This is a genomic window from Marinobacter sp. ATCH36, assembly GCF_023555055.1.
Classification (GTDB): domain Bacteria; phylum Pseudomonadota; class Gammaproteobacteria; order Pseudomonadales; family Oleiphilaceae; genus Marinobacter.
Window position 1 is genome coordinate 91,552 of record NZ_JAMJPL010000006.1, and the last position, 17,265, is coordinate 108,816.

14 protein-coding genes and 1 tRNA gene are annotated in these 17,265 nt (G+C 58.4%); 8 read left to right on the plus strand and 7 right to left on the minus strand.

The annotated features are described in order from the left end of the window. Nucleotides 1-7: 7 nt before the first annotated feature. Both M8010_RS16385 and M8010_RS16390 read right to left on the minus strand, forming a co-directional pair. The gene (locus M8010_RS16385) at nucleotides 8-751 is read right to left on the minus strand and encodes an ATP-binding cassette domain-containing protein (protein WP_250093765.1); all 744 of its coding nucleotides are present in this window, start codon (nucleotides 749-751) and stop codon (nucleotides 8-10) included. Beyond that, nucleotides 748-1,446, minus strand: coding sequence for an ABC transporter permease (locus M8010_RS16390; RefSeq protein WP_250093766.1), 699 nt, complete (start codon nucleotides 1,444-1,446; stop codon nucleotides 748-750). Before M8010_RS16390 ends, M8010_RS16385 begins: the two co-directional genes overlap by 4 nt. 118 nt (nucleotides 1,447-1,564) lie before the next feature. On the opposite strand from M8010_RS16390, the gene M8010_RS16395 reads away from it, so the two are divergent. The 3 genes from M8010_RS16395 to M8010_RS16405 are packed head-to-tail and all read left to right on the plus strand — an operon-like array spanning nucleotide 1,565 to nucleotide 4,200. Continuing rightward, entirely contained in the window at nucleotides 1,565-2,449 is an 885-nt protein-coding gene (locus tag M8010_RS16395) for a substrate-binding domain-containing protein (RefSeq protein WP_250093767.1), read from the plus strand. A gap of 38 nt (nucleotides 2,450-2,487) precedes the next feature. Beyond that, a complete protein-coding gene (locus M8010_RS16400; RefSeq protein ID WP_250093769.1) occupies nucleotides 2,488-3,612 on the plus strand; it encodes a putative sulfate/molybdate transporter in 1,125 nt (374 codons plus the stop codon). A 48-nt stretch (nucleotides 3,613-3,660) separates the two neighbouring features. Next, nucleotides 3,661-4,200 (plus strand): cytochrome b, encoded by a 540-nt coding sequence (locus tag M8010_RS16405; RefSeq protein WP_250093770.1) that lies wholly within the window; start codon nucleotides 3,661-3,663, stop codon nucleotides 4,198-4,200. Nucleotides 4,201-4,353: 153 nt separating this feature from the next. Here the strand turns inward: M8010_RS16405 and M8010_RS16410 are convergent, their stop codons facing one another. After that, a complete protein-coding gene (locus M8010_RS16410) occupies nucleotides 4,354-4,794 on the minus strand; it encodes a lipid A-modifier LpxR family protein (RefSeq protein WP_250093772.1) in 441 nt (146 codons plus the stop codon). Nucleotides 4,795-4,805: 11 nt separating this feature from the next. Continuing rightward, nucleotides 4,806-5,414 carry a TetR family transcriptional regulator gene (locus M8010_RS16415; RefSeq protein ID WP_250093774.1) on the minus strand — a complete coding sequence of 203 codons (609 nt, stop codon included), beginning with the start codon at nucleotides 5,412-5,414 and terminating at the stop codon, nucleotides 4,806-4,808. A 156-nt stretch (nucleotides 5,415-5,570) separates the two neighbouring features. On the opposite strand from M8010_RS16415, the gene M8010_RS16420 reads away from it, so the two are divergent. The 4 genes from M8010_RS16420 (at nucleotide 5,571) to M8010_RS16435 (ending at nucleotide 13,687) form a co-directional block, all read left to right on the plus strand. After that, the gene (locus M8010_RS16420; RefSeq protein ID WP_250093775.1) at nucleotides 5,571-6,749 is read left to right on the plus strand and encodes an efflux RND transporter periplasmic adaptor subunit; all 1,179 of its coding nucleotides are present in this window, start codon (nucleotides 5,571-5,573) and stop codon (nucleotides 6,747-6,749) included. Beyond that, complete coding sequence (locus M8010_RS16425; RefSeq protein ID WP_250093777.1) at nucleotides 6,749-9,862, plus strand: efflux RND transporter permease subunit; 3,114 nt, start codon at nucleotides 6,749-6,751, stop codon at nucleotides 9,860-9,862. The genes M8010_RS16420 and M8010_RS16425 overlap by 1 nt, the downstream gene beginning before the upstream one ends. Before the next feature lie 295 nt (nucleotides 9,863-10,157). Then, nucleotides 10,158-12,653 carry a galactose oxidase early set domain-containing protein gene (locus M8010_RS16430; protein ID WP_250093779.1) on the plus strand — a complete coding sequence of 832 codons (2,496 nt, stop codon included), beginning with the start codon at nucleotides 10,158-10,160 and terminating at the stop codon, nucleotides 12,651-12,653. Further along, nucleotides 12,650-13,687 carry a hypothetical protein gene (locus M8010_RS16435; RefSeq protein ID WP_250093780.1) on the plus strand — a complete coding sequence of 346 codons (1,038 nt, stop codon included), beginning with the start codon at nucleotides 12,650-12,652 and terminating at the stop codon, nucleotides 13,685-13,687. The genes M8010_RS16430 and M8010_RS16435 overlap by 4 nt, the downstream gene beginning before the upstream one ends. A 42-nt stretch (nucleotides 13,688-13,729) precedes the next feature. Here the strand turns inward: M8010_RS16435 and nei are convergent, their stop codons facing one another. Continuing rightward, nucleotides 13,730-14,572 (minus strand): endonuclease VIII, encoded by an 843-nt coding sequence (gene nei, locus M8010_RS16440; RefSeq protein WP_250093781.1) that lies wholly within the window; start codon nucleotides 14,570-14,572, stop codon nucleotides 13,730-13,732. A gap of 202 nt (nucleotides 14,573-14,774) precedes the next feature. Here nei and M8010_RS16445 point away from each other — a divergent pair, with 202 nt between their 5' ends. Beyond that, the gene (locus M8010_RS16445) at nucleotides 14,775-15,149 is read left to right on the plus strand and encodes a DUF4149 domain-containing protein (protein ID WP_250093782.1); all 375 of its coding nucleotides are present in this window, start codon (nucleotides 14,775-14,777) and stop codon (nucleotides 15,147-15,149) included. Between the two features lie 139 nt (nucleotides 15,150-15,288). Here M8010_RS16445 and M8010_RS16450 read toward each other — a convergent pair. Together M8010_RS16450 and M8010_RS16455 are read right to left on the minus strand one after the other, a co-directional pair. Next, a tRNA-Arg gene (locus tag M8010_RS16450) sits at nucleotides 15,289-15,365 on the minus strand. Nucleotides 15,366-15,408: 43 nt separating this feature from the next. After that, nucleotides 15,409-17,265 carry a protein kinase domain-containing protein gene (locus tag M8010_RS16455; protein ID WP_250093784.1) on the minus strand — a complete coding sequence of 619 codons (1,857 nt, stop codon included), beginning with the start codon at nucleotides 17,263-17,265 and terminating at the stop codon, nucleotides 15,409-15,411.

The following is a 17,265-nucleotide window of genomic DNA, read 5'->3' on the forward strand; positions in this document are numbered from 1 at the left end:
CAACGCTCTATTCGTCCAGTTCTCCAGCAATAAACGCTTGCGCCTCTCGGGAGACGGGGGCGGTGAAAAAGGAGTCAGCAGGGGTGTGCTCGCGCACTTTTCCGCCGGAAAGAAACAGCACATCTCCGGCGAGGCGTTTGGCCTGGTGCAGATCGTGGGTGGTCATCACGATGCGCGTTCCCCGCTGGTAAAACTCATGCACTGCGGCTTCTACGGCTTTAATCGCCACCGGGTCGAGCGCGGAGGTGGGTTCATCCAGAAACAGCACCTGGGGGGAAAGCACCCAGGCGCGCGCCAGTGCAAGGCGCTGCTGTTCGCCGCCGGAAAGCACGCGCGCGGGCGTATCGGTAGAGGCCGTGAGGCCAAAGCGTGCAAGCGCTTCACGGGCGAGCTGTTTACGTGCATTGCCCGGAGTTTTATTCACGGCCAGCGCGTGAGTGAGGTTGGCCAACGCCGAGCGGCGCAAAAGTATCGGGCTTTGGAACACCATTGCCTGGCGGGGGCGTTCCTTGCCTGACCACGACACCTGCCCCTCATTAGGCGGAAGCAAGCCGTGAGCCAGTCGCAACAAAAGGCTCTTGCCGGCACCGTTTGGCCCCATTACAAGGGTGGGGCCTGCCCCCTCCAGGGTGAATGAACATGGCCCGAACAGCTGCTTACCCTGGTGGCTGAAAGCGACGTCATCGAAGCGCAGCGCCGGTGGCGGAAAGATCGCAGGTGAGGTGGTAAGCGGTACGTTTAAAGAGGTCATCCAATCCGCCTTTTGGCCGCTTCACCCAACAGATAGGCGCCGGCATTAATCAGCATCACCAGCGCCAGCAGCACAATTCCCAGCCCCAACGCCAGGGGCAGGTCGCCCTTACTGGTTTCCAGCACAATGGCTGTGGTCATCACCCGGGTGACACCGTCAATGTTTCCGCCCACCATCATCACGGCACCCACCTCGGCGCTGGCGCGGCCAAACCCGGCAAGCAAAACGGTCAGAAGCGCAAAGCGGGCATCCCACAACAGGGTGGGCATCATGCGCGAACGCGACATACCCAGTGAGATAAACTGTTCCCGGTACTCACCCAGAAGCTCCTCTACCTTCTGTCGCGAAAGTGCGGCCAGAATCGGCAGTACCAGCACCACCTGCGCAATCACCATGGCACTCGGTGTAAACAGAAGCCCCCATTCACCCAGTGGCCCGGCGCGGGAGAGCAGCAAATAAACGGTGAGACCGGCTACCACCGGAGGCAGTCCCATCAGGGCATTGAGCGCAACAATGATTCCGCCTCGCCCGGGGAAGTGCCATAGCGCCACCGCCGCGCCCAGCGGAAACCCCAGCACAGCTGCGATCAGTACCGCCAGAAGCGAAACCTGCAGTGAAAGCGCCACAATCTGAAACAGGGTGGCGTCCAAGTTTAAGAGTAGCGATAGCGCCACATAAAACGCATTACTTTCCACAGCTGCGTCTCCTCAATATTGAGCATCGTGGCGCTTCCAACTACGCTTTGCACAGCGTGTTGAAATTCATGCAGGCTTAAACAGTCTAACGCGTACCCCCCGGCAGCAGGAGAAACCGATGCCTCTTCCCGCTTACCTCACCACGGCCGAAGCTGCCGAATATTTACGACTGAAAGAGCGAAAAGTCTATGATCTCGTCAGCCAGGGCGTGATTCCCTGTGTACGGGTGACAGGAAAACTGTTATTTCCGCGTCAGCGCATAGACCTGTGGTTGATGAACCATCTGGAAGGGGACGACGCCGCAAGCAATCCGACCCCGCCAGTTCTGGCGGGTAGCCAGGATCCGCTGCTGGAATGGGCCGTGAAGGAGAGCAGTGCAGAGCTGGCTTTGCTGTGTCAGGGAAGCGGTGATGGTGTACAACGATTAATCGACGGGCGCGCGATGCTCGCCGGTATGCATATCTGGCATGCTGAAAGTCAGCGTTACAATGACCCTGCCACGCTAGGGCTGAGCGGGATGCGCGATCTGGTGCTGATACGGTGGGCTAAACGCCAGCAGGGGCTCCTTGTAGCCTCCGAAAACCCTCATCGACTAGCTCGGCTCGAGGATATTGCCTGCCCCGGAATACGAGTCGCGCATCGCCAGCCCGATGCCGGCGTCAGTCATTTGTTGCAGAGCTTACTTGCTCGTCACCGCATCGACGCCAGGCAACTCACGTGGGCGGCGAACCCATCGCTTAGCGAGGACGACCTGGCCCTGGCCATTCGCCAGGGCGAAGCGGATATCGGTGTGGGAATCGAGGCCGCTGCACGGCGCCAGGGGCTGGCCTTTATCCCGCTCCAACAAGAGCAATTTGACCTCGCCATGCGCCGGCGTCACTACTTTGAACCGGCCCTGCAACGCTTATTGGCATTTGCCCGTTGCGAGCGCTTCGCGCAGCGTGCCGAGGCGCTGGGCGGTTACGATATCAGCGAATTGGGGCAGGTGGTATATAACGCCTGAGCGGCGCTAATATATAAGCGCATCACTGAGGACCCTGAATGCCTTCAATACAAAAAAATCTAGTGAAGGATGCCAGCGGAGCACTAGGCGATTTGGGCACCTTGCTGCCGCTGAGCCTTGGCGCTATCGGGTTGGCGGGATTGGCCCCGATACCGGTACTGCTGGGATTTGCCGCGTTTTATATCGCAACGGGGCTGTACTATCGTCTGCCGATACCGGTACAGCCCATGAAAGCGGTTGCTGCCCTGTTGCTCACAACCCAGGTGAGCGCGCAGAGCCTGGTGGCAAGTGGCGTGCTGATCGGGGTGATATTGCTGTTATTGGGGGCGACGGGCTGGATTAATCGGGCGGCACGTCTCGTCCCGGGGTCGGTTTTAAGCGGGCTCCAGCTTGGGTTGGGGTTGTTACTGGCCAGCATGAGCGTCGGGTTGATGGCCACGTCATTGCCGGTGGGGTTAATCACTTTGTCGGTGCTGTTAATAACCCTGAAGATATTCCCCAGCTGGCCAGCGGCGTTAATAGGGCTTTGTGTGGCAGTCGCAATCGGCGCATTGATCGGGGCACCGGGACCAACGCTTGATATCCCCAGTCCGGTTACGTTCTCGTTGCCTGGGCTGCCGGGCATAAACGACTGGCAACAGGGGTTTTCCAAATTAGTGTTGCCCCAGTTAGCGCTCACGTTAACCAATGCCATCTTTCTTACCGCGCTAATGACAGAGGACTACTTCGGCGAGCAATCCCGTCGCGTTTCGCCAGCCCGGCTTTCCGTGAGTACCGGGCTTGCCAACCTGTTAATGGTGCCGTTCGGCGCATTGCCTATGTGCCACGGGGCGGGTGGCTTGGCGGCGCATTACCGCTTCGGCGCCCGCACCGGCATGGCTCCTGTTCTACTGGGAACAGGCTTGCTAATGATTGCTTTGATACCGGGCGGCCTTTCATTCATTACGGCCATTCCAACGGCTGGTCTCGGGGCCTTGTTGTTGGTGGCCGCGGTCGAGCTTGGTTTGTCCAAGCGCCTCTGGACAGCGAAACCGTCTTGCTGGCCTGTCATCGCAATAACCGCACTGGTTACCTTCTGGGCCGACCCGTTCTTCGGCTTTTTGGCCGGGGTGGCTGCGGAAACATTTCGGACTGCCTGGGTGCGCAGACAAAAAATCGCCTAAAGTAAAAGTTATCACCCAGGCGACAGGGAATAACGTGGAGGGCAGCGTATGCCACAGATTCTGAAATACCCCGCAGGGTGGCGGGTACTGCATTGGATAATGGCGCTGATGGTTCTGACGTTGATACCCATTGGACTCTGGATGGCTTCACGCGCGGAAGCAGACATCTGGGGGGCGCTGACGAACACACTGTACAGTGTGCACAAAGCCATTGGCTTCAGCGTTCTGCTACTGATGATCCTGCGGATCGTAGTGAAAATCCGATTGAAGGGCCCGCCTTACCCGGATGAAATGCCACACAACTTGCAGATTGCCGCCAAGAGCGTACACCACCTGATGTATCTACTGTTGGTGGTCACACCCTTGTTTGGCTGGGCCGGTGTGACGGCGTATCCGGCTCTGACCATACTGGGCGATTTCCAGCTTCCTGGCATGCCTTTTGTGCCACAGGACGAAGACCTGGCTGCCCGCCTGTTTTATATACATGGGTGGCTTGCCATAACCCTGAGTGTACTGATCGTCGGACACATTGCGGCAGCTTTGCGACACTTGCTTCGCAAGGATGGGATTTTCAATCGGATGGTTTGAACAAAAGTGTGGGAGCGAGTTTGGGCGCCTTTTGCGCAGGTCTACTCAGTGCTTGGAGATAAAGCCATTATGGTCCTCAGAAGCGATACGCAGCCGGAACCGTGCCAAAGGAAAGTGCATCTTTATTAGCTTCAACCTGACTGGTCGTCGCCCTCAGCCTGATAGCAATCTGGATTCCAGGTGAATGCCAGCCAATCCTCGCGCCATCTCCTGGTAAATCCCGCTGCCGATATCATCGCGAAATAGCCTGCGGGCGTGAAAGGCATGGAGTTCGCCAATCACATCGGTGCCTAACTGGTTATCCCAGCCATTCGGGTTGGTGCTGCCGGTCAGTTTGTAGATCCATTTTTGTGTTGCTTCGGCGCCGGAATTCGGCCCAACGACACCCAAACCGATGCCATATCCGGTCAGGGAATCCGAACTCCAGCTCCACAGAGTGATTGAGCCGGAAAGGTAGCCAACATAAGGCAAGTCGTTATAGATCGGGCCCGTGGCTTCAATGTTTTCGGGCGTAACCATTAATTGGGTCAGGCTCACCGTCAAGGCATGATCGTTGCCCGCCTGACCGATAACGGGCAGCCAGCGCCTGTTCATGGGGTTTCCTTTTATTTAAATAATGGCTCGTTGTCAGGGCAGAGGCCCCGGAACAGGGTGTCGACCAGGCATTCCGCTTCGGCGCCCAGGTCGTAGGCGTCCGGGTTCCTGAGCCAGTCGAAGTAAATGCCCAGCATCTGGGTATGCAGCGAACGGGCGGCCTGCCTGGCGGTCAGTGACGGATGGGGTGGGTGGTTGCTGAAAAACCGCGTCAATGTATCGATAGCTTCCTGCGCCATTTCATCCTGCAGTCTCAGGCCGTGTTCCGATTCTGTGTGGTGAAACAGGATCTTGTAGACGCGGAAGTGGCGTTTATCCTCGACGAGAGTCTGAAGCGCGTAGATACACAGGTTTCTGAGCGTTTGCAGATCGCCGGTCTGTGCGTCGGCGGCGTTTTCCGTCATCTCTGCCATCGGCAGTCGAACACGCTCGAGCATGGCGTTGAAAACGTCTGATTTATTCTGGAAATGCCAGTAAACCGCGCCGCGGGTGACCTGCGCTGTGCGGGCGATTTCCTCCAGTGAGGCTCGGGCCACGCCCTTACTGAGAAAGACCTGTTCTGCCGCATCCAGTACAGCCTGGCGCGTGACTTCGGCTTCCGCCTTGGTTTTTCTGGCCATGGTGAATATCCGTCTTTGCGAGTGTAGGCCCCGCCGTTTGGTGCGTGCCGGCCCGTTTGTCTTGTGCATTATCATGCCAAAGTTTTTTGCATACATCCATGAATGAATGTATCGTTCCAGCAATTCGAACGCGTCTTACCCGAGGAGAACTCCTTCATGCCATCGCATGCTGCCCTGCTGTATTCCACAAAGCCACTCCGTAAAATCTTATTGTTGTCTTCGCTGATGGCCGGTCTGGTGGCCTGCAGCGGTGACAATTCTGAAAATGCCGGTGAGGGTGGTGGCGGTGGCGGACAGCCCGCTCCGGAGGTCATCGTGGAAACGGCTGAAACAACCGACGTGCAAGTCCGCCAGGACTACGCCGGTCGGGCTCGCGGAGCTCGGGAAGTAGAAGTCCGCGCCCGGGTTCAGGGCATCCTTGAGGAACGCCTGTATCGCGAAGGCCAGATTGTCAGTGAAGGTGACTCCCTGTTCCGCATTGACCCCAAGCCCTCGGAAGCCGCATTGCAGGGCGCAAGGGCTCAACGCCAGGTGGCTGAGGCGGATCTGCGTCAGGCTGAGCGTGAATGGAACCGTATTTCCTCGTTGTACGAGCGCAATGCAGTCAGTGAACGCGATCGTGACTCCGCACGTTCTGCTCTGGAATTGGCCCAGGCCAACCTGGCCGTTGCCGAGGCAGGCGTTACCGAGGCTGAGCTGAACGTTGGCTATACCGATGTCAGGGCCCCGGCTAACGGTGTGACCAGTCTTGAAGATTTGCCCGAGGGTAGCCTGATTGACCAGGGCACGCTGCTGACCACCATCGTGCAACAGAATCCGGTGCATGTCCGGTTTGCGCTGCCGGAGAACGATGCGGCGATACAGCGAACCGCTCGTGAGGCAATGACCGATGCCGCCAGTGCAAAAGATGTAGACGCCACGCTGATCATGGCAAACGGCGAGTTGTATGACCGCACCGGCAAGGTGGATTTCACGGCCTCCACCCTGGACCCTCGGACGGGTACCGTGTCCGCCCGGGCCGTTTTCCCCAACCCCGACAACCAGATTATCCCCGGGCAGTTTGTAAGGGTTAGGGTGCAGCTTCAGAACCTTGAGAGTGTTGTAACGGTGCCGGAAAAAGCGGTGACCGAAGGCGCAGAAGGGCCGCGGGTTTTCGTGCTTGATGATGACAGCACTGCCCGTGCACGCCCGGTCCGGCTTGGGCCTGTTGTAGATGGGCGTCAGGTCATACTGGAGGGCCTGGAAGTGGACGAAACCTTTATCACCAGTGGCCTGGTCAATCTCAGTGACGGGGCCGAGGTAAAAGCCAGGGATGAAGGCGAGGAGGCCAAGTAATGCTGCGCACCTTCATTGACCGCCCGATCTTCGCATCGGTTGTATCCATTATCATTGTTATTGCTGGCGCCATCTCGCTCCTGGGGTTGCCCGTGGAGCAGTACCCCAATGTGGTTCCGCCCCAAGTCGTGGTTGATGGCCGCTACCAGGGTGCCAGTGCCGACGTTATATCGGACAGCGTTGTGGCACCGCTGGAACAGGAAATCAACGGTGTGGATCAAATGATCTACATGGAGTCCAACAGTACGGACTCCGGCAGTTTTCGCGTCACGGTCTCGTTTGAAATCGGCACCGACCCGGACCAGGCCACTATCAATGTCAATAACCGTGTGCAGCAGGCTCTGGCGAGACTGCCTCAAACTGTTCGCGATCAGGGCCTGACGGTAGAGGCCAGGTCCACATCGATACTGCAGGTTCTGACGTTGTCGTCCCCTGACAAAAGCATGGACGTGGTGGAAATTTCCAACTACGCCCTGCTGAACGTGCTGGATGAACTGGTGCGCCTGCCAGGTATTGGTAACGCCTCCTTGTTTGGCGCTCAGGATTACTCCATGCGAGTCTGGCTGCGCCCGGACAAACTGGCCCAGTACGAGCTGACACCAGCGGATGTGGCCGCCTCGTTGCGGGCCCAGAACGCCCAGTTTGCGGCCGGCCGCATCGGCGCCGAGCCGGCGCCGGAAGGGCAGGCTTTCACTTTCAGTGTGTCGGCACCCGGACGACTGACCAGCCCGGAAGAATTTGGTGAAGTGATCCTTCGCAGTGACGAGGATGGCGCCTCGCTGCGGCTCAAGGACGTTGCCCGAATAGAGTTGGGTGCCCAGAATTATGACTTTGCCGCCGTGTATAACGGGGATGATACTGTGCCCCTTGGGGTCTACCTGCAACCAGGCGCTAACGCGCTGGATGCTGCGGACGCTGTGGCTGAAGCCATGGAGGAAATCAGCGAACGCTTCCCCGAGGGCCTTGAGTATGACGTGCCATACGACACCACCCGATTTATTGATATTTCGATCCAGGAGGTCATTACCACCTTCATTATCGCCATCCTGCTGGTTGTAGTGGTGACCTTTCTGTTCCTGCAACACTTGCGGGCAACGCTGATACCACTGGTGGCTATCCCGGTTTCCCTGATCGGCACCTTCGCCGGCATGCAGGCCATGGGGTTCTCCGTCAACCTGCTGACCTTGTTCGGGTTGATACTGGCCATCGGTGTGGTGGTGGATAACGCCATCATCATTATGGAGAACGCCGAACGGCTGATGAAAGAGGAGGGGCTCTCTGCCTACAATGCCGCTGTGGCGACCATTCAGCAGGTTTCCGGGGCGGTGATTTCATCCACACTGGTGCTGGTTGCGGTGTTTGCACCGGTTGCTTTCCTGGGCGGGCTGAGTGGCGAACTCTATCGGCAGTTTGCCATCACCATCGCCGTGTCGGTGGTGATTTCGGGTGTTGTGGCCCTGACCCTGACACCGGCCATGTGTGCACTGTTGCTGGGTGGCCAGTCTGACAAACAATGGGCGCCATTCCGCTGGTTCGATGCCGGCTTTAACCGGATAACCAACGGGTTCTGTGCGGTTGTCGACTGGCTGCTACGCCATGCCGTGGTGGGCGTCCTGTTATTTGCGGCCATGATTGGCGGGGTTGTGCTGTTGATTGATCGAATGCCCACAGGTCTGGTACCCCAGGAAGATCAGGGCTTCGTGCTTACCGCTTATTCGCTGCCTCCGGTGTCGTCCCTGAGCCGCACGTCGGATTTCCGCGACGATCTGGTTGACCGCATGATGGACGTACCCGAAGTTCGCGATGTGGTAGCGTTTTCCGGTTACGACATTATATCCAGTGCGCTGCGAACCAACAGTGGCGTTGCGTTCGTGACCCTGGAAGACTGGGCCGAACGCACCGGTGATGGTGAGGATGCCGCTAGTGTGGCGGGCAAGATCATGGGTGTTGGTGGCGCCATGCCCGAGGGGTCAGTCATGGCTTTCACGCCACCACCGATCCAGGGACTTTCGACAACTGGTGGGGTAGAGGGCTATATCCAGGCAAGGGGCGGCAGGACACCCGACGAGATCAAGGCCATTGCCGACGAGTTCACCCGGAAGGCAAACGAACGGCCTGAGCTGCAGAACGTGCGGGTGACGCTGGATACCGGAATCCCCAAGTACCGCGCCGATGTTGACCGGGAGAAGGTTTTGGCCGCGGGGGTGCCCGTTGACCAGATCTTCACCACCATGCAAAGCACCTTTGGCGGGCTCTATGTGAACGATTTCACGCTGCAGGGCCGAAACTGGCAGGTAACGCTGCAGTCGGAAGGTGAGTTTCGCAGCCATCCGGACGATCTGCGCAAGGTGTTTGTTCGGTCCGATTACGGCGAGATGATTCCCGTCAGCTCCCTGGTAGACCTTGAGCGCACCAGCGGCCCGGACATTCTCAATCGCTTTAACGTATACCCAGCGGCCAAGTTGTTGGCGGACCCGGGGCCAGGGTTTACTTCTGGCGATGCGCTCGCCGCTTTGCAGGAAGTTGGTGATGACGTGTTTGACCGCAACACGCTGCTGGGCTGGACTGGTGAAGCTTTCCAGCTTCAGGACTCCGCGGATTCCGGCGTGCTGGCGTTCGGCATGGGTCTGTTGCTGGTTCTCCTCATTCTGGCAGCACAATATGAGCGGTGGGGCTTGCCGGTAGCGGTCGCCACGGCCGTTCCGTTCGGGGTTTTTGGTGCGATCCTGGCAGCCATGCTGCGGGGTTTCCCCAACGACATCTACTTCCAGGTTGGCTTGCTGGTATTGATTGGCTTGGCGGCCAAGAACGCCATTCTGATTGTGGAATTTGCCGCCCAGAACCGTAAAACCGGCATGTCCGCAGCGGAAGCCGCCAGTGCGGCAGCCAGGCAGCGCTTCCGGGCGATCATGATGACCGCGCTGACCTTTATCGTTGGCTCCCTGCCGCTGGCGTTCAGCACCGGCGCCGGTGCTGTCAGCCGACAGGAGATCGGCACGGTGGTGGTTGGTGGCATGATCGCAGCCAGCACACTTGCGCTGTTCTTTGTGCCGCTGTTCTACAAACTGATTGAGGATTTCGGGGACTGGCGAAAGGGCTCGAAAAGCGGCTGATCATCTTTTTCAGCTATGAGCTCCACATTTGCATGGGGCTCTTCGGCTGCAGGGACATTAATAGGAAGCCGTCCGATTAAACAGTGGGCGGAGTATTTGCCGCTCGCGACCTCAGATGCTCACTACATGGATTGTGGCAAGCTCGGTCTGAAGTCCAAAAAAAAATAAATCCAGGTGCAACTTTATCTGAAGCCGGCTCGTACCCCGCTTTGGACACTCGGTTTGTGAACCGGGCGGTAAATACAATAACAAGGCAGAGCCGCACCTGGGGCGGCTCCCGCCAGGAGAAAGCAACATGCACAGAACAAAACGCTACAAGCGATTACCTCTCGCATCGGCGATGGCACTGATCATCGCGGGGACGACGCCGGTTCATGCCGGCCTGTTGGGTGGACTGCTCGGCGGCGATGGCGAAAGCGCCGGCGACGGCCAGCCTTCTGAAGTCAGTGGAGACGTCGGCTTCTTCAGTGAACCCTTCGCCGAACCCACTATTCAGGTGGATGGTGAACAGGTCGCCACCAGTGATCGTTGCATCGTCGATGCCAGTGGCTCCCTTCAGTGCAAACCTGCGGCGGGTACCATTGCCGTTCTGGGTGGCAATCGCTTCCTGTATCTCAATGCGTTAGAAGGTACCGAAAACGCTGAGCTTGCGGTTATCGCCCAGTTCGGCGAGGTCTCTGTAAATGACCAATCCCGCGTTATGACGCTGGACGAGAATGACCAGCCAAGCTGGGTAGAGCCATCTCCAAGCGACGGCGGTGCTAACCCGGACGGCAATGAAAGCACCACGCTTACCGGCGGGCTGCTCGATACGGCGAATAACACAGACGTGAACGACGGTGCGCTGTTCTGTGCCGACGTGGTGTTCCTGCCAGACGGTAAAATGATGGCGGTCGGTGGTACCGACTACTATTCCGAGCCGGGCATCGACGGTCTGCCGGTCGGTGTTGTGGAGCTGGAGGGCCTGAGGTCTTCTCGCATCTTTGATCCAGCCACCAATACCTGGTCCCAGAGTGGCGACATGGAATTCGGACGCTGGTATCCGAGCCTGGTGAGCCTGGCCAATAGCGACGTATTCGTGGCCAGCGGTGTCACCAAACTGCTGAAGCCGGTCTACCCGGAGGATCCGATCCAGTCTGGTCGTAACGTTGCACAAACCGAAACCTACAACCTCGAGACCGGCACCTGGAGCAACAACGGCCCGGCGGCACAGCGTTCATTACCTCTGTTCCCCCGCATGCACCTGTTGCCGAACGGGCACGTGTACTACAACGCCGGTGGCCAGGCATTTAACCCATTCGGGCAGGCCTACGACCAAGCCCTGTGGAATATAGTCGGAACCTACAACCCTGAGTCCAAACAATGGACTGACCTCGGCTATGCCGGCCTGCCGCTGCGGCTTAACGAGATCGGCCTGCAGGCGCTGAGCACCACGCTCAATCCCACCAACATCAATCCGGATCAGGTGGAGCGTCTTTTGGGTGATCTTGTTGGCTCGACCCTTGACGACCCGACCGCTGCCATCGGCCAGCTGCTCGAAACGCCGGTTGATGACCAGGCACTTGAGCGGGCCATCGGCTCTGGCATGCGCGGTTCGACCTTCTCGATTCAGCTTCCGCTGCGTCCGGATGCGAACGGCGGTTACCACGAGTCAGAGTTCCTGACAGCTGGTGGCGTACCAACTTATGTGACTGCAGGCAGCCCGGGTGGCTATCTACCGATTTCCTCGTCGCGCATCGATACCGTCACCACCAACGGCGATGACATGGCCTACGAGTCACGTTTAACGGGCTCGCTCAACCAGCCGCGCTGGTACGGTTCGGGCGTGATGATGCCAGATAACAGCGTCATGGTATTTTCCGGTGGAACACGCGATGGCGTGGTGGCGACGGGTCTGGAAGGTGCGATCATTCAGTCCGAACGATTCGACATCGAAACCGAGACCTGGAAGCCGATGGCTTCAGCCAACCGCGAACGGACCTACCACAACACGGCAGTGCTGATGCCTGATGGGCGGGTTCTGATCGGCGGTCACTCACCCATCAATACTGCCTATCTGTCTTTCATAAACATGGACGAACTGGGGTTTGCGGACTACGCCGGGCGTGACCCGTCATTTGAGATCTACACGCCGCCTTATGCCACGCGTGATGATCGTCCGATGATCGAGAAAGCGCCTGTCGCATTGATGACCAATGGCGGTGTTTTCGACATCAAGACAGATCGATCGGACATTGACCAGGTCTTTCTGATCCGCCGCAAAGCAACTACCCACCTGATCGACGGCGATCAGCGTACCGTAGAGTTGCCGATTGTAGACAGCAGCAGCAACAAGGTAAGGGTCAAGATGACCGGCAATCGTGCCGTTCTGCCAGAGGGCCAATACATGCTGTTCGTAAGCTATGAAGCGGATGACGGCATGCGTGTGCCTTCGGAGTCTACGCCGGTCCGCGTGCTGGCCGATCCAAATGCGACAGACAGTCCCCTCGTCCAACAGCTTGAGCCGGCGCCAGCCGAGGCCGAAAGCAGCGATGGCGGACTGATCGGCGGCCTGCTCGGCAGTGTCGGCAGCGGTGGCTCATTGCTGGACCCAATCCTTGATCTCGGTTCAGGGGCTACCAGCGCCGTGCCGACCTTGGGCCAACTTCAGGATGGAACGCCTCAGCTGATGAACGAACTCGGGGTTGCTCTCGATGGCGGCGTCTCAGTGCTGGGAGATACCATCACCAGTTTGCCAGGTGCAACTGAGGGTCTGATCGTTGACTTCACGGATCAGAGCAACGGCGGATGATGCGTTATCTCAACCATGGCCGGCCCCCGCGGGGCCGGCTTCTCGTCGCATTCTTAACCGCCACCCTGACCCTGCTGTGGGCAGCGACTGCCCACAGCCATGGTAGTGACTCGGACGGGGACAAAGGCAGCATACGTGCCGTGCTCGACCCGATCCCGCCGGCTCTGTCGCAACTGCGGGTGCAGTTGCGCAAAACGCTGGCGCCCCAGCTGCTGGTAGCAAATCCCACTGATAAGTCATTAACGATCCACGATGAAGCAGGCCGGCCCTTCCTGCGCATTGGCCCGGAACATACCGAAGGGGATCTTGGCGCGGCGGCTTTTCACCGCACCAATACACTCATGGCGCCCGGCGCAATTCCCGCCGAAGCGTCCGAAGATCCACGCTGGGCGGTGGTTGAAGCCACACCGAACTGGGGCTGGTTCGATCTGCGGCTGCGAACGGAAGTAGTCGACCTGCCCCATAAGGTGATTGACGCAGGGGAGCGTTCGCCTGTGGGTCAGTGGTCGATTCCGGTTCGACTGGGTGACACCGAAAGCCTTATCTCCGGCCACTTCGAGTATGTGCCCGCCCCAGCGGGAATCGCCCAGGCGAAGGTGGTGGATATTGGTGCCTTGAAAGGTCAGGCGCTGATACGCGCCATGCCCGGCAGCGACCGACCGGGGCTTTTCCTGTCCTATCGCGGCGACTCGTCGCTAGTGCTGATGGGCGAGCAGGACGAACCTTTCCTGCGCTTTTCATCACAAGGCGTCGAAGCCAATCGGCACAGCCCGACCTGGGCCAACGTTGCCCCTGCCGGCGCTCCCTCTTTCCTCGATAATCAGGCGGGTGCCGAAGCGCGCTGGGCAAAGGTTTCGGACGGCCAGAGTTATGGCTGGATCGAACCGCGGGCAGCTTATGCCGACAGGGTCGAAAACCCGAAACGCCCCGGTGTGGTCAAGCGCTGGCAGATACCAATACGCATCGGCGATAGCAGCAGCCGTATCGAAGGGCTAACCGAATGGCTCCCCGTAGAGTCGATTGCCGGCAAGTGATCGCTGCGACGACCTCGGGCAAGCCTGTACTGAACAGCTCGGTCAGGACGAAACCTCCTGACAAACCGGGCAGTAATACAATCGCCGGCTCGCCATCATGGTTTTGACAATGGCCGAAGCACAATCATGGCAGCGTTCCCCGTCACGGTTAAACACCGTGTGCCGGCGCTCGCCGAAGGTCCAACCTTCCCGTTTGAGCCGCTCTGCGCGCTCTGGCGAATTGGTGATGCCTTTTAATCGATAGGCCCGCTCAACCAGGGTGAATATGGCCTTGGCCAGCCGGATTTGTTGCTCTCTATCCAGATCGCGGGGGCGGGCCCAGGGAGAAATCCTGGCCGCGAACAGGATCTCGGATCGAAGATAATTGCCAATGCCTGCCACAAACCCCTGATCCAACAGCAAGCCACCGAGGTTACGCCCTCGGAAACGCGTTTTCTCGAATACAGACAACAGCTGATCAATGTTAACTGCCTGATTAAGGGGGTCCGGCCCAAGCCGGGCAAGGTAAGGCACTGTGTCCAGCTCATCCGGCCGAATCAGTTGAATGTCCGATGCGCTGTAGAGCCGGGCTGCTTTTTCCGGGCCGATAATCGCGAACCTGAGCTGTCGATTGGTCTTCGGCTCCCGGTCGGGCTTGCCGATTCGCCACTTTCCGTAAAGCTGATTATGGCTGTACACACACCAGGGGCCATCTTCATCGGATGCCTCAAAGAACACCAGTACAGCTTTGCTTCGGGCTTCCACCCGTTCGACTCTCCGCCCCCGAAGATTATTCTCAAATGCTTTCAGATGCTCAAAAGCAAAAAACACGTTTTGCGCTGTCTCACCGGCTACAGCCTTGCTGATGTCATCGACCATACGACGTATTTCCGGACCCTCGGGCATACCCTCTCTCGCTTTAAGCTACCGACTTTCCCGCACGGGGGCTGGCCTTGAGCTAATCCCTACGTTGTAAGAGGCAATTCGGAGTTGTCAGGCTGCAAAGTTTTAACGGTGGGTATCAAAGAAAGCCCTTTGCCCAACTTGATCGTAGGGTTTATCTGTCAACCGCTGATGAAGGACAGCCGAAATGGAATCTGTCGCACTTTTGTTCACCGCCGCGCTGTTTGGCGGGATGGTACTGTACTCGGCCGGATTCGCAGGGTTTTTATTCGCGGTGTTGCCGCCGGATACAGCCGGAGCTTCAATCCGACGGGCATTTCCTGTGTTTTACCTGCTGGTTATCGTAACCTCTTTGCTCGCGGCGATTTTCGTTTGGAGCAGCGATATCTGGAGCGCTGTCTGGCTGGGAGTCATTGCGATTTCAACGCTGCCAACCCGGCAGGTATTGATGCCAGCAATCAATCAGGCGAGTGATTCGGGCAACAAGACAAGGTTTGGGGTTTTACATGGTTTCTCCGTGCTGATAACCCTGGCCCACATCGTGATCAGCGGCTGGGTGCTGATCCGGTTCGTGTCATGACAAACAAATCGATTACGCCACTACATTTTCCTGGACGGGCAAGGGGCAAAGACCTGAGGTCAGTTTTCGCGATACTGGGATGGTGACGGAAATTCGGGTAGGGTTTTGAGGGTGATAACTTGTTGATTTAAGAATTAAATGGCCCGCCCGAGAGGATTCGAACCTCTGACCTCCGCCTCCGGAGGGCGGCGCTCTATCCAGCTGAGCTACGGGCGGGTGTCGTAATCAACGCGTTGGCGTCAATTTCGAGTGCGCAATCTTACGTGTGATGGATTGTTCTGTCCAGCTCTCTGGGGTTTTTGGGGTAGTAACGCTCGGGCAGCCGTTCGATATGTGGAAAGAAACGGGTGTCTTTGTAGGGCATCTTCATAAAGCCGGAAACGCCAAGGCCGGTGATCTGGTCTACGGCAGAGAGGATTTCGCCCAATAGCTGGCTGAATTCACCCTCACGGTCCGGGTCCAGCAGCCGGTAGTGGCTGTGGATCTTGAGGTGGCGGGGCAGGGCTTCGAAGATGATCATGCCGGTGTGGTGGATGTCGTTCAGGGACTCCAGTGCGGTGATGATGGTTTGCGGCAGCACCAGGAATTCTTCCGGGTCGGGGCCGTCTTCGAAGTAGGAGTGCACACGGGATTCGTCTTCTACTTCCGGGGCCGCGCTGACTTCGTAGCGCAGTTGCATGCCGGGTTCTGTTATGAAGGGCTGGTCCGGTTCGTCTCGGTCTATGTGCAGGGTGTTGCGGGCATTGAACAGGCAGCTCTTGAAGATCCCTTGGCGGTAGATGGCCTGGGCCAGGTTGACCATGTTGTTGACGGCGCGGATGAAGGCGCCCTTCAGATTGGGGTCGTGCAGGTTCAGTGAGGTGTCTATGTAGACGCCATCGGTTTCCCAGCGCACGGCGAGGCCGCCCTCGACGGGGTATCGCCCCAGCCTGCTGACGGCTGCCAGGAAGGCCTTTTCTGTTTCCCCCATGCCCTGCATGAAGTTCTTGTAGTAACGGTCCAGCTGAACGTCGTTGACGTCGTTGAGGGTTTCCGGAGCACCTTCCTGGCGCAGGAAGGATTTGCGGGAGCTGTACACCACGGTGTCTATTTCATGGTCTGAGGGCCGTGTCCACACGGGTACCAGCGGCGCAAGCGGCGGCTCTGGCAGGTCGATCATCACCGTGCGCGCCATTCTTGGCATTTCCTGCAGATAGTAATCGCCGGCCTGTCGACGGGTTTCCGGATCCGGCGACAGCATGCCGTCGAGCATGCGGGCAAACTCCATGGGCAGCCCGAGGGAGGTGGATGGAATCGCCTGATGGCCAAAACGGCACGATTGGCCGGAAGCCAGCGCATAGAGTGTTCCGGCGGCACCCTGTTCATCGAAGCGGGGGGAGGACAGACCGCCGTTCAACTGCTCTTCGCCAATAAAATAGACATCCCCCAGCCGGGCATTGGTCTGCTGCAGGTTGTCGGACATCAGTTCCATCACATTGGTGGTAAGGAACTGCTGGTTGGCGTCGAGCTGCGCGAACACTGACGAGCCCCAGTCAATCAGGGCAATGTTTTCGGTGCTGGCATCGAACACCAGGTTGGATGGTTTGATGTCACCGTGCACGATGGGGCGCCCAGAGGGGCCGTTCTCGCGGCGCAGGTTGCGAAGGATATCGGCCAGCTGGCCGGCGATGCGTATCACCACCCGTGGTTTCAGGCGGCCTTCCCGCAAGGAAACTTCTTCCAGGTTCAGGCCGGCGGCCCGTTCCATCACCAGGATGGGCTGGTTGTGGGCCCGTTGATAGGCAATCAGCCGGGGAACTCTGGGGTGGCGGACCTGTTCGAGGATGTAGGCTTCGTCCTCTAGTCGGTCCTGCAGGTGTTGGGGCAGATTGACGCGGGTGAATTTGAATACGTGTTCCGGGCCCGTGTTGTCCGGAGTCGGCAGGCGGCCTGCAAACACGAAGCCGTAGGCACCCTTGCCGATCAGTTCAATATCCCGGTAGCCCAGTTGGCGGAGCTGGGTGGTACAGAGCGCCACCCAGTCCTTGAGCTTCTTGGCATCGTCATGGCTGAGCAGGTAGACCGACTGCTCTTCGGGTATATAGAACTGCTGCAGTTGTGTCTTCTGCTCAGCCAT

Coding starts and splice junctions, on each gene's coding strand:
- M8010_RS16405 (WP_250093770.1), top strand. CDS start 3,661: ATGCCACAGATTCTGAAATACCCCGCAGGGTGGCGGGTACTGCATTGG.
- M8010_RS16400 (WP_250093769.1), top strand. CDS start 2,488: ATGCCTTCAATACAAAAAAATCTAGTGAAGGATGCCAGCGGAGCACTA.
- M8010_RS16425 (WP_250093777.1), top strand. CDS start 6,749: ATGCTGCGCACCTTCATTGACCGCCCGATCTTCGCATCGGTTGTATCC.
- nei (WP_250093781.1), bottom strand. CDS start 14,572: ATGCCCGAGGGTCCGGAAATACGTCGTATGGTCGATGACATCAGCAAG.
- M8010_RS16410 (WP_250093772.1), bottom strand. CDS start 4,794: ATGAACAGGCGCTGGCTGCCCGTTATCGGTCAGGCGGGCAACGATCAT.
- M8010_RS16455 (WP_250093784.1), bottom strand. CDS start 17,265: ATGGCTGAGCAGAAGACACAACTGCAGCAGTTCTATATACCCGAAGAG.
- M8010_RS16385 (WP_250093765.1), bottom strand. CDS start 751: ATGACCTCTTTAAACGTACCGCTTACCACCTCACCTGCGATCTTTCCG.
- M8010_RS16415 (WP_250093774.1), bottom strand. CDS start 5,414: ATGGCCAGAAAAACCAAGGCGGAAGCCGAAGTCACGCGCCAGGCTGTA.
- M8010_RS16430 (WP_250093779.1), top strand. CDS start 10,158: ATGCACAGAACAAAACGCTACAAGCGATTACCTCTCGCATCGGCGATG.
- M8010_RS16435 (WP_250093780.1), top strand. CDS start 12,650: ATGATGCGTTATCTCAACCATGGCCGGCCCCCGCGGGGCCGGCTTCTC.
- M8010_RS16420 (WP_250093775.1), top strand. CDS start 5,571: ATGCCATCGCATGCTGCCCTGCTGTATTCCACAAAGCCACTCCGTAAA.
- M8010_RS16395 (WP_250093767.1), top strand. CDS start 1,565: ATGCCTCTTCCCGCTTACCTCACCACGGCCGAAGCTGCCGAATATTTA.